Genomic DNA, 12,057 nt, shown 5'->3' on the forward strand with positions numbered 1-12,057 from the left:
AACGAAAAGGGCTGGCATTTGATGTTTCAGTTCTGGAACAGCGCCCCTCACGATCGCGACCGCAGTAATGACAAGTCTCTCGAGCTCGCGTGGTTACTCGATGGTGTTCTCCATACCGTCCGCCTCTCCCTGGTGACATATGACCAGGGCCATGTGGAACTGTGCCTCAGCAGCTCGCGGGACCCCATCACACCACCTGTGAGTGATTCCATCTAGGTCACAGATACTTCCTCCCCATCTTCTGTGACTCTCCTACAGCGATATGTAAGGCAGAGTTCAAGGTGCTTTGAGTGGGACCATGCCGCCGTCGTACCCACGGACGGTCCCGACGACCGCGGGTACGGCAATTGTCCTTCCTGCCTGGCGCCGGGCCGGCGCCAGGCAGGCCCCCGAGGAGTTGATGATCAACCGTGGCCGACAACTTCGGCGGTGCTTCTGTTCTCGAGATCGTGCTGGAGCAGTCGCGCAGAGTCCTCAAGACGTACGAAGTCGATCCGGGACTCGTCCAGGAGCATGCCAACAGCGAGCGGCGGATCACACAGGGCGGTTACGGTGATCGCCAGGTGTACGAACTCGTCCAGAACGGCGCCGATGAGATGCGCGACGCCCCAGGTGAGGTCCGTGTCGTCCTGACCTCGACTCATCTGTACTGTGCGAACGAGGGCGCACCGGTCACGGCCGCCGGCGCCGACACCATTCTTCGGATGAGCGTCTCCCGCAAACGTGGCGGCCAGATCGGTCGGTTCGGCGTCGGCGTCAAATCGGTTCTCAGCATCTCCGACTCCCCTGAGTTCTTCAGCAAGGACGAAGGTGTGGAGATCGGCTTTGGCTTCGACCGGACGTGGTCGGCCGCGCAGATCAAGTCGGTGCACCCCACAGCGGACGAGACCCCGGTCCTCCGCATGGCCCGGGTCCTGGACCCGCAGAAGGCCCGCGCTGCCGATCCGGTACTGGACGAACTCATGACGTGGGCGACCACGGTGGTCCGTCTACCTCTTCGGCCGGACAGCGTCGGAAGGCTCGGCGTCGACCTCGCCAAGTTCCCTGTCGAGTTCTCGCTGTTCTCGCCACACGTGGACACGGTCACCTTGGAAGATCGGCGCTCAGGGCGACCGGTGGTGCGTCAGATCTTCCAGCGAGTCGAAGGCAACGACCACACCCTTGAAGAGGTACGCCCGGACGGAGCGAGCCTCGATCATCACTGGCGCGTATTCAGGAGAACACACCGTCCCAGCACGACCGCCTTGCGCGCGGCCGGGGAGCTGCACGACCGACCAGAGATCGACATCTCGTGGGCGGTGCCCTCCCGAGCGCGCGACCGCGGCATCTTCTGGGCGTACTTCCCCACGAACTACGCGACGACGCTCCGGGGCATACTCAACGCCCCCTGGAAGACCTCAGAAGATCGGCAGAACCTGTTCGATCGCAATGAGTTCAACGACGAGCTGATCAGGGTGGCCGCGGAGTTGGTCGTCGACTCACTGCCTCATCTCACGGACCAGGACGATCCCGCCTCCTACATTGATCTTCTCCCCGGCCGGGGACGTGAGGCCCCCCAGTGGGCGGACAAGAGCCTCACCGACGCCATCTGGACCGTGGCCGCGCGCAAACCGTCCCTTCCAGACCAGACCGGTCGGCTTCGACACCCGCAGGCGATGAAGCTGCACCCTGCCGGCCTGCAGGAGCACTGGCGTGATCTTTGGCAGGGCTACCCGAAGCGGCCCTACGACTGGTGCCACCATTCCGTCGAGAAGCGCGAGCGTCGCGCCCGCGCGGAGAGGATCATCGAACAGTCAGGGGGTCGGCCGGCCACCGTCCAGGAGTGGCTGCTGGCTCTTGTCTCGGACCGCTCGGCGGAAGCCTCCGCGCGTGCCATCCGCATCGTCGCCGACATGCGGCAGTCCGACCACCCCATGGCGGGCGAGGCGCTCAGGGCTAGGATCCTGCTGACGGAGAGCGGCGAGCTCGTCCCTCCGGTGCGCGGGAAGGTCTTCCGGCGAAGCGGGGCCGACAACCTACAGGACACGATGGTCTACGTCCATCCCGACCTGCTCCTGGACCAGGAGGCCGTGCGGGCATTGGAGTCGCTGGGAATCCAGGAGGCGGACGCGGCAGGTCGCTTCGCGGCCATCGTCGATCAGGGATTCGACGGATACGGCGATGCCCAGTGGGGCGACTTCTGGCAGCTCGCACGACAGGCGGGCCCCACGCGAGTGCTCGCGACCCTTGAGGCGAGCAGCTTGGACACCACACGGGTCATCAGGGTCCGTGTGATGTCCGGCGGGTGGAAGTCGCTATGGCACTGCCTGCTCCCTGGCCCTGTGGTCCCCAGGGACGGGGCACGCGACGCCGGCCTCGCCCTCGACCTGGCCTTCCATGCCGACGATCTATCATTGTTGAAAGGGCTCGGCCTGGTCGACCGGCCGGTACCGGATCAGGATCCTCGCAAGGAGTGGTGGTTCGAGCAGTACGTCGAGGCGGTCTGGAAGGGGTACGTCAAGACGCTGCCCAGCACCTCACCTACTCCGCAGCTGAAGAGCATCCGCGTGGACGGCGCGCATGTTCCCGGCCCGTTGCACTTCCTGCCTGAGCTTAGCGAGGATGGGCGAGCCGCTTTTCTCGAAGCGCTTCCCGAGCACTCCATCGTCACGAGCTGGCATCTCCAGCACGGCAGTCAGGCCGCCACCCGGACCAGGGTGGTGTCCCCCCTCGTGTGGATAGCCCGGAAATACGGCTATCTATCCACATCGCAAGGGCTGCTACCGATTAGGTCATGCGTTGGCCCCCAACTTGCCACGTACCGCGACGTCCTCCCCGTGGCCCGGGTCTCCGACACAGTGGCGGTCGCGCTCAGGTTGCCATCCGCACTGAGCGATGTCCCGCAGCCGATCTGGGACAGGGCCGTTTCCATGGCCGCTGAGAGCGACGTGCACGAGTTCGCCGGCAAGGTGTACGCGCTGCTGTTCGAGGCGAAGGCGGCCTGGCCGGAGAGCGCCGTGACGCGATCCCGTGTCGGCGACAAGTGGGCGACCGATCGTCCCGACAACGAGATCGCGGTAACCGCCGACCGGGACGAATATGACACGCTGATCCGCGAACAGATCCCTGCGCTGCTCGTCCCCTCCGTCGAAGCCGCCGAGGCGATGATCGAGACCTGGGGCGTGCTGCGATTCTCCGAGGTGGTCGAGAAGGAGATCCGGTATGTGGCGCAGGCCGAGCCTGTTCTGCTCATCGACGAGTTCCCGCACCTCAAAGTGAACCGCCGTCCACAGGTGAACGGTTGGTCGCTTGTTCGCTGCAGCGAGTTGGACGAGATCATCAGAACGCCGAGCGGGATGCGGACACAGGCACTCGCGGAAACCCTCCATGAGAGGAACGTGCTCGTCCTCCGGCCCGAAGACGATTTCGCCGCGCTCGCCGCGATCGATCGGACACTGCGACTGGGACTCGGCGAGGCCGGATGTCGTTCGATCCTCAAGTATCGAGAGCAGCAACGAAACGACGAGCATGTGCGTCGCGCGCGCGAGGCGCCCGACCCCGCGGAGAAGGTTCTCTTCCTCGTGGGCGAGGAGGCTCTCCGGCGAGGACTTCCCCAGGGGTTGCTGGAGAGCGATCAGGCCGAGACGGGGCGCGTTCCGGATGCGCAGCGGATAGCGAAACTTGCGATACATGCCCACGGCGAGGCCATTCTGAGCCACCACGGGAAGGATCTGGCGGCGCGCCTACCTGAGGCCCCCACCAGTTTCAGAGGCGACGGTACGGCACGTCGTTTCACCAGCGACCTGGGACTTCCCGAGAGCTACGCGGGGACGAAGGCCATCCCTCTACCCGCGGAAGAGATCGTCGATGGGCCCATCGACCTCCCGGCCCTACACCCCTACCAAAGGCAACTGGCCGACAACATGTTCCGTCTACTGGATCGTGCACGACCCGGCCGGGCGATGCTGACGCTGCCCACGGGCGCCGGCAAGACCCGGGTCGCCGTCGAGGCGGTGATCAACGCGATCAAGGCGCACAGCGTCATGGGACCGGTGCTGTGGATCGCGCAGTCCCGCGAACTGTGCGAGCAGGCCGTTCAAAGCTGGCGTTTCCTCTGGTCCAAGGTCGGGCCGCCGAAAGAGCGCTTGACGATCAGTCGGTTGTGGGACGGCAACTCCGCCACGGCCGTGACCGCGAACGCGCACCTGGTGGTCGCCATCGACGACTCGCTCAAGAATCGTCTGCGGGACGATGAGTACGAATGGCTCCGGCAAGCCGCAGTGGTGATCGTGGACGAGGCGCACTCCGCCTTGGCGCCCACCTACACCGAGATCTTCCGGCATCTCGGGCTCACCTTCACGAAGACGGAACGGCCGCTCATCGGCCTCACGGCGACCCCGTTCCGCAGCACGAACGAAGAGCAGACCCGTCTGCTCATCGACCGTTTCGGGTCCACCCGGCTCGATGAGGGCGTCTTCGACGGCGATCCATACGAGATCTTGCAGCGACAGGGCGTTCTGGCACGTGCGGAACATCGGCCACTGGTCGGCGCGACGATCAGCCTCACGCCCGAAGAACTCAAGAAGGCCGATTTCCGGGGGCTTCCGACCAGCGCCGAGGCACGATTGGCGGCCGACGAGGAACGCAACGACATGCTGATCAAGGAGATCGCCGCGCTGGATTCCTGCTGGCCGGTGCTGTTGTTCGCGGCCTCGGTGAATCACGCTCAATTGCTGGTGGCCCGGCTCAACGGCCGTGGAATTTCCTCTCGTGTCATCGAATCCGCGACGCCCACCTCGGAGAGAGCACGCATCATCGAGGACTTCCGCAATCGGAGGATCCGTGTCATCGCGAACTTCGGTGTGCTCGCGCAGGGTTTCGACGCCCCGGCCACGCGCGCGGTCGTGGTCGCCCGTCCCACCTACAGTCCCAACGTCTATCAGCAGATGATCGGCCGTGGGCTGCGGGGACCTAAGAACGGCGGCAACGAGGTGTGCCTCATCCTCGACGTGCAGGACAACATCACGAACTTCGGTGAGGCACTCGCCTTCACCCGGTTCGAACACCTCTGGAGCAAGAAATGACCGGCCCCTTCGAAGACACCCCGGAACTCACCGCCGAACAAAAAGAGGTCGTTCGGCTACCCGACGACGCCCGGGCCCTCGTCATCGCCGGAGCCGGTGCGGGCAAGACCTACACTTTGGTGAGACGCCTCGACACCCTCGTGGAACGGGACCAGTTGAGCGCAGGAGATCTACTGGTACTCAGTTTCTCCCGGGCGGCCGTACGTGAGCTGAAAGAGCGGCTCGCACGTCACGGTGAAGCCTCTCGGCATGTTCGTGTCCAGACGTTCGACTCCTGGGCGTTGGAACTCCTTTTGGAGATGGACCCCGAGGGTGATTGGAGATCACGCGCTTTTGACGAGCGCATCGCGGCGGCGGCCGACGTCATCGAGAGATACGGCCTCGACGAGCTGTACGACGACCTTCGCCACGTCGTCATCGATGAGGTCCAAGACCTCGTCGGCAGCCGACGGGACCTGGTGGAGGCCCTGCTGGACACCCAGAACTGCGGCTTCACCGTCGTAGGCGATCCGGCGCAGGCGATCTATGGATTCCAGGTGCCCGAGGCGGAGCGCACGGGAGAGAATGGCCGCTTCTTCGACTGGCTGAGAAGCCGCTTCGGAGACGAACTGGTCGAGCTCCGGCTCACTCGCAACTTCCGGGCCCGAACCGAAGAGGCCGAGATCGCGCTCGCGTTCGGTCCGGCACTTCAGGCGGGTACCGCGAGATCCGCCGAAAAGTTGTACCGAGCATTGCGGAACTCTCTCCAGGAAACCCTCCTGATGGGCGATCTCGAGGACCCGTTCGTTCACGAGAGTCTTCGAGACCACGAAGGAACGACAGCGATCTTGTGTCGTACGAACGGTCAGGCCTTGCTGGTGTCCGGGCAGCTCCGTGCGGGCGGAGTCGATCACCGTTTACAGCGCTCGGCACGTGATCGAGTGGTGCCGGCATGGCTGTCCTTGCTGTTCCGCGCGATCGACGGCTCGATGTTGTCGCAGTCGCGGTTTCTGGAGGTGGTCGGGGACCAGGCCATGCTCGATGAAGCGGACCATTCTCGGCTTTGGAACATGCTCCTGCGCACCGGACGGGGGCGAGGGCGAGCACTCGATCTGGCGCGGTTGCGCACGGCCATCCTCAACGGCGGACTTCCCGACGAACTCACGGCCCAGCCCACCGCACAACTGATCGTGTCGTCGGTGCACAGGGCCAAGGGGTTGGAGTTCGACCGGGTCATCGTCGTCGATCCCGGACCTTTACGGGAGGAGGGCGGCAGATCTGTCAATATCGGTGATGAGGCCCGCACTCTTTATGTGGCGCTCACGCGAGCACGACAGGAATTGATGCATCTGAACTCTCCCCGAACAGTGCCGTCGTACGTCAGGAAAGTCGGTCGACAGGAGCGCTGGGGTGTTTATCACATGGGCAAGAAGAGCCTGCGGCTTGGCGTGGAATTGATCGCTGGTGATGTCGATACGGTGGAACCTCCCGGCTCGCCAGGCGAACTTCCCAGCGTGCGGTACGAGCACACGGCGCTTGACCTGCAGGATCTGCTCCTTGACAAGGTGCGATCCGGTGACGAAGTGATGCTTGGGCGCATCGACGGTGAACCGCCGGACGCGGATCGGAGTCCGAGGTACATGGTCACGCTCAAGGACAACGGGTGTCCCATAGGTATCACCTCTGAATCCTTCTCAAGGGACCTCTACGACTACATGCGAATCTTCAGAAACCACGCCCCGTCTTCCTGGCCCAGAACGATCAGTGGCCTCGCCATCGACACGATCGAAACGGTGGCCGGAAGTGTCTCGGCCGGCTCCCTGTCCGGACTGGGATCACATGGCGTGTGGGCGGCTCCACGTCTGTTCGGACTCGGCAGATTCACCTATGACGAGGGTTCGGCCAAGGAGGGCGACCGTGCCTGATCACGCCGAGCATTACCGATTCCGGGCTGAGCTGGTCGAACGGCTCCGGCAGGATCTCCTCGGACCGGCCGGGGGGGAGAATGAGATCGTCTTGGATCCCCCGATCACCACGTATGCCGCTGGAATTTTGTTCCCCCGCCGTAGAGACAAAGATGAATCCCAGGAGGAGCAGAGGGAAAAGGATGCCGATCTGGCGCCCGCCCGACTTGCCGTCGAGGAAGTGCCCGACACCAGCGTCTCGCTTGCGAACGTCCAAGCCCCCTCGTCGATGGGTCTCACATTCGCGGTCGATCCCAGTCGTTCCACAACGGTGTTGATCAACACCTCCGCGGCGATATACGAGCCCATCGACCATGCCGGCAACGTCGTGAAGGCCCAGCGGGCAGAACGCCGGTCCACCGAAAAGCTGAAGGCTCGATGGCGTCGTAAGCCGCTGGAGATCCCACCCGTCCGTGTCGATGTGACCGAACCCGGACAGCGCACAGAGACGATGGCGCCTGGATTGGAACTGAGGTTGCGGATTCGTAGGCCGACGAACGGCGCCGTCGCGATCACCGCCGTCCTGGTCAACGTGCATGAGCTCGCTAGAGGCGCCCTGCAGGACACGCACTGCTTCTTTCAGCCCGTGCTACACGTCGAAGGGCCGAAAGGAACCGTCCCTCTGGTAGAACGCCCGGTGCCGGTAGGGTCCAGCGAGAACGAGGTCCTAGTCAACAAGCTACTGCACCGTCATGCCCCTACCTTCGCGGTCGGACACGGTTGTGCCGCCGCATGGCAGTGGACACCACCACACGCACGTGGCGCGGTTCGAGAAAGGGCCACCGCTGCCGCTGTCTCGGCGGTCTGGTCGTCGTTCGTTCCGACTCATGACGTCCTACTCGCCGACTCGAACCCCGAGTTCGACGTTCCGACCCTTGACATGCTTCACCTCGCCAATGCACCGGACACCGAGGTGGTCAGCGCATTGCATGGCCTGCTTTCGGGCTACCGCGCCTGGATCGCCGACCGCTCCATGGAAGCGGACGAACTGCGAGACACCGAATACAAGGAGGTCGCGCGGCAGCAGATCGACCAATGCCGACTCATCGCCGACCGCATGGCCGGCGGCATCGCCCTACTCGGCCAGACACCCGAAGCGATGACCGCGTTTCGCCTTGCCAATCAGGCCATGGCACTCCAACGAGGACGAAGCTCCTGGATCAAGGCTCGGCGGAAGGGCGACGTAGAACTCACCGGGCGTTGGCGTCCCTTCCAGATCGCCTTCCTGCTCATCTGTCTGGAGAGCATCACCGACCACGACCATCCTGATCGTCCGATCGCAGACCTGCTGTGGTTCCCGACCGGTGGCGGCAAGACCGAGGCGTATCTCGGCCTCATCGCGTACACCGTGTTCCTTCGTCGTATCCGCGGAGGTGTACGCGGCGGTGGAGTGACGGCCCTGATGCGCTACACGTTGCGGCTCCTCACCTTGCAACAGTTCGAACGAGCCGCCACTCTCATCTGCGCCATGGAGACGATGCGTCGTGATGACGTGGTCCGGCTCGGCGCCGAGGGGATCTCGCTGGGGATGTGGGTCGGCAAGGCGGCCACCCCGAACACTCTGAAGGCGGCCGCCACCGGCCTCGCGGCACTTCGGGATGGCGCAGAACTACTGGAGGAGAATCCGGTACAACTGCGTACCTGTCCCTGGTGCGGCACCGAGATGAGCGAGCAGGACTACGAGGTCGCCGACGATCTCACCACGATGAGCATCACCTGTCCCGCGGAAGACTGCGCTTTCCATTCGGGCCTGCCCGTACATGTCGTCGACGAGGCGATCTACAAGGCACGTCCCACGCTCGTCATCGCGACCGTCGACAAGTTCGCCCAGATCGCGTGGCGTGCTGATGTCGCCGCACTCTTCAACCTCGACCGTCCGGACGGAACACCGCCACCGGAATTGATCGTGCAGGACGAGTTACATCTGATCTCAGGACCGCTGGGAACACTCACAGGCCTCTATGAGACCGCGATCGACGTGGCCGCCGCCCAGCCGAAGATCCTCGCCTCGACCGCCACGATCCGACGAGCCGGACAGCAGGGAAAGGCACTATTCGACAGAGAGGTCAGTCAGTTCCCGCCCGCGGGGCTGGACTCTCGAGATTCATGGTTCGCGGTCGAGGCACCAGCCGACAGAAAGGGCTCGCGCCTGTACGTGGGGCTCATGACACCGAGCACGAGTCAGGCGACTCTGCTGGTTCGTGCATACGCCGCCCTGCTTCATCATGCCGGACAGGTCAGAGGCGAGGACGCCGTGCGGGACGCCTACTGGACCCTCATCGGGTACTTCAACAGTCTGCGACTCCTCGCCGCCGCCGAACTACAGGTCAATGACGACGTCCAGGATCGACTGCAGTTGCTCGCCGAACGGGACGGCGTCCACGCGCGCCCGGCGGACCTACAAACGGAGCTCACGAGTCGAGTGAAGTCGAGCGAGATTCCGACACGTTTGAAAAGTCTGGAACTGACACTTCCGAACGAGCCCTTCGACACCGTCCTCGCGACGAACATGATCTCGGTCGGTGTGGACGTCGATCGCCTCGGCCTGATGACCGTCATGGGCCAGCCCCAGACCACCGCCGAATACATCCAGGCCACAAGCCGTGTAGGCAGACAGCATCCGGGCCTGGTCGTAACGTTGCTCAACGCGGCACGCTCCCGTGACAGGTCGCATTACGAGAACTTTCTCTCGTATCACTCCGCCCTGTACCGACAGGTGGAGTCCACGAGCGTTACGCCGTTCTCCGCCCGCGCACGCGATCGTGGTCTGCACGCCGTACTGATCGGCCTCGCGCGCTTGACCCGGGAGGAGGCACGGCCCAACAAGGCCGCGGCAAACGTGGAGCAGTTCCTCGACAAGCTACACGATCTCTGCGATGTGATCCTTTTCAGAGTCAAAGAGGTGGCGCCGGAGGAGCTCGATGCCACCCGCCGAGACCTTGAAATCATCATCGACCACTGGCGTGATCTCGCCGAATCAAACTCCGAGCTGGTCTACGAGGCTCCATACACGTACAAACGCAGTGAACCGAGAGAGCCGGACGCGGCGCTTCTCCGTTCTTACTCTGATGAAGATCTCGAGGACGGCCTCACGACCCTGTGGAGTCTCCGCGATGTAGACGTCGAGTCCGACCTGTATCTGGAGAAGTGACATGGTTCCGCGTATCGGTTCCAACAGGCGTCCGGCGCCGGGTCGTCGGGAGATCACGGAGCGGACCCGTACGCCCCAAGGGGCCGTACGACGCACACAGATGATCACGACCTACGGTGTCGGCTCGCTGGTCGCGATCGGCGACCAGTCGTTCATCATCAGTGGACTCGACACCTGGAAAGCCGACCTGGCTCCGGTCATCCACGAACCGAATCTCCAGCACTGGCTTTCCGTGAACGAGTTTCGACTCCCTCCCGCGGCGAGCCCCCCCGCAGGCGACGGGGTCAGAGTCCGACTGTTCCCGGAAATGTACTCCTGTCCGGAGTGCAAGGCACTGCAGCCCTTTTCTAGATTCGGCTCACCGAGAGGAAAGAGCCGTTGCGGCGCCTGCGACAGGCCACTGACCCCGTCTCGCTTCGTCACAGCCTGTGTCAACGGACACCTCGACGACTTTCCGTACTGGGAATGGCTGCACAACAAGTCGGGCGACGCGACCGGCGACCGAGGTGAACGCCATGATTTGACTCTGCACAACACAGGCGGGACCGCCTCCCTACGGTCGATTCTCATCAAATGCTCCTGCGGCGTGAGACCGGTCTCCATGGAAGGTGCGCTCGGCGGAGGAGCCCTTGAGTCCATCGGTTTTCGTTGCAAAAGCAGACGCCCGTGGTTGGGACGTGACGGTGATGATGAGGCGTGTTCGGAAACTCCGCGAGCACTCCAACGAGGGTCGTCGGCGGCATGGTTTCCCGTTCAGCGCTCATCTCTCTCCATACCGCCGTGGTCTCAAGCGCTCCACAAGTTCGTCGTCAAGCATCTGGAGCAACTGCTCGAGCATGCACAGAACGAAGTGGCGCTCGATGCCGTCATCGGAGCGATCATCAAGAGGTATCCGTTCACCAAGGACCAAGTGTTGGGTGTCCTTTCTGAGCATCGCCAGCTAAGGGAGGAGAATCGAGAAGAGGAGACGACACAACTCGACGCCTCCAGCCGCCTACGGAAAAAGGAGTACAGGGAGCTACTGAACGGGACGACCGAGGTGTCGCGTGACGACGACTTCGAATGCGAGTCCGCGCGGACGGACGCGTCCGACCCGATTCCCCCGGGTCTCGGCAAGATCATGCTGGTCAAGCGGCTCCGTGAAGTGCGAGTGCTTGAAGCCTTCACCCGAGTCGAGATGCCTGATCCTGCCCTCTCCGCCTCTCGGCCTGCCCCCTTGTCCAAGCGGGCCATGGACTGGCTTCCGGCCATCGAGGTCATGGGGGAGGGTGTGTTCCTGACGATCGAAGCCGGCAGGCTGCGTGAATGGGAGGATGCCGATGGCCCATCGGCCCGTGCGAACCGCATTCGTGACAACCACCGTGCAGTATTGCTGAGACGAGCGCAGCTTTCGCAGAGACGGCATGCCACCGTCGACACCGACTCCCCGATAACGCCTCGTTACATCCTCTTGCATACGCTCGCGCACGCGCTGATAAATGAATGGAGCCTGGACAGTGGCTATCCGGCCGCCGCTCTTCGAGAGCGCATCTACTGTTCGGATGACATGGCCGGTGTCCTCATCTACACCGCTACCAGTGATTCCGCCGGGAGTCTGGGAGGAGTCGTAAGCCAAGGCGAACTACACAAGCTGCGTAACTCACTCAGATCCGCAATGGACCGCATCTCCTGGTGCTCTCAAGACCCTCCATGTATGGAATCGGAGGCCAGCGGTGCCGACAGTCTCAATCTGGCGGCCTGCTATGCCTGTGTACTCCTGCCTGAGGTCAGTTGCGAAGCGAACAACACCTTCCTCGACCGTGCCATGCTGGTCGGTACTCCCGACGCCCCGCAGATCGGCTTCTTTCACTAGCCTCGAGGGGCCGCTCGAAGGAGCTGAACGACTCTGACCCGGATCCGC

General features: G+C 63.4%; 4 protein-coding genes. All 4 read left to right on the forward strand.

Annotated features, from left to right (window positions below):
* The first annotated feature begins 410 nt into the window (after positions 1-410).
* From AB0H21_RS15750 to AB0H21_RS15765, 4 genes are read left to right on the forward strand one after another with little or no spacing between them, the layout of a single operon-like run.
* A complete protein-coding gene (locus AB0H21_RS15750) occupies positions 411-5,063 on the forward strand; it encodes a DEAD/DEAH box helicase (protein ID WP_358516747.1) in 4,653 nt (1,550 codons plus the stop codon).
* On the forward strand, positions 5,060-6,967 hold the full coding sequence (locus tag AB0H21_RS15755) for an ATP-dependent helicase (protein WP_358516749.1): 1,908 nt from the start codon (positions 5,060-5,062) through the stop codon (positions 6,965-6,967). The genes AB0H21_RS15750 and AB0H21_RS15755 overlap by 4 nt, the downstream gene beginning before the upstream one ends.
* Entirely contained in the window at positions 6,960-10,157 is a 3,198-nt protein-coding gene (locus AB0H21_RS15760; protein ID WP_358516750.1) for a helicase-related protein, read from the forward strand. Before AB0H21_RS15755 ends, AB0H21_RS15760 begins: the two co-directional genes overlap by 8 nt.
* Before the next feature lie 52 nt (positions 10,158-10,209).
* Positions 10,210-12,009 carry a DUF1998 domain-containing protein gene (locus AB0H21_RS15765; RefSeq protein ID WP_358517302.1) on the forward strand — a complete coding sequence of 600 codons (1,800 nt, stop codon included), beginning with the start codon at positions 10,210-10,212 and terminating at the stop codon, positions 12,007-12,009.
* Positions 12,010-12,057 lie beyond the last annotated feature (48 nt).

It is taken from the genome of Sphaerisporangium sp. NPDC051011 (genome assembly GCF_040653595.1).
Taxonomy (GTDB): Bacteria; Actinomycetota; Actinomycetes; order Streptosporangiales; family Streptosporangiaceae; genus Sphaerisporangium.

What these genes read in the sequence shown, in the direction of transcription:
- AB0H21_RS15755 (WP_358516749.1), top strand. Translation starts at nt 5,060, where the DNA reads ATGACCGGCCCCTTCGAAGACACCCCGGAACTCACCGCCGAACAAAAA.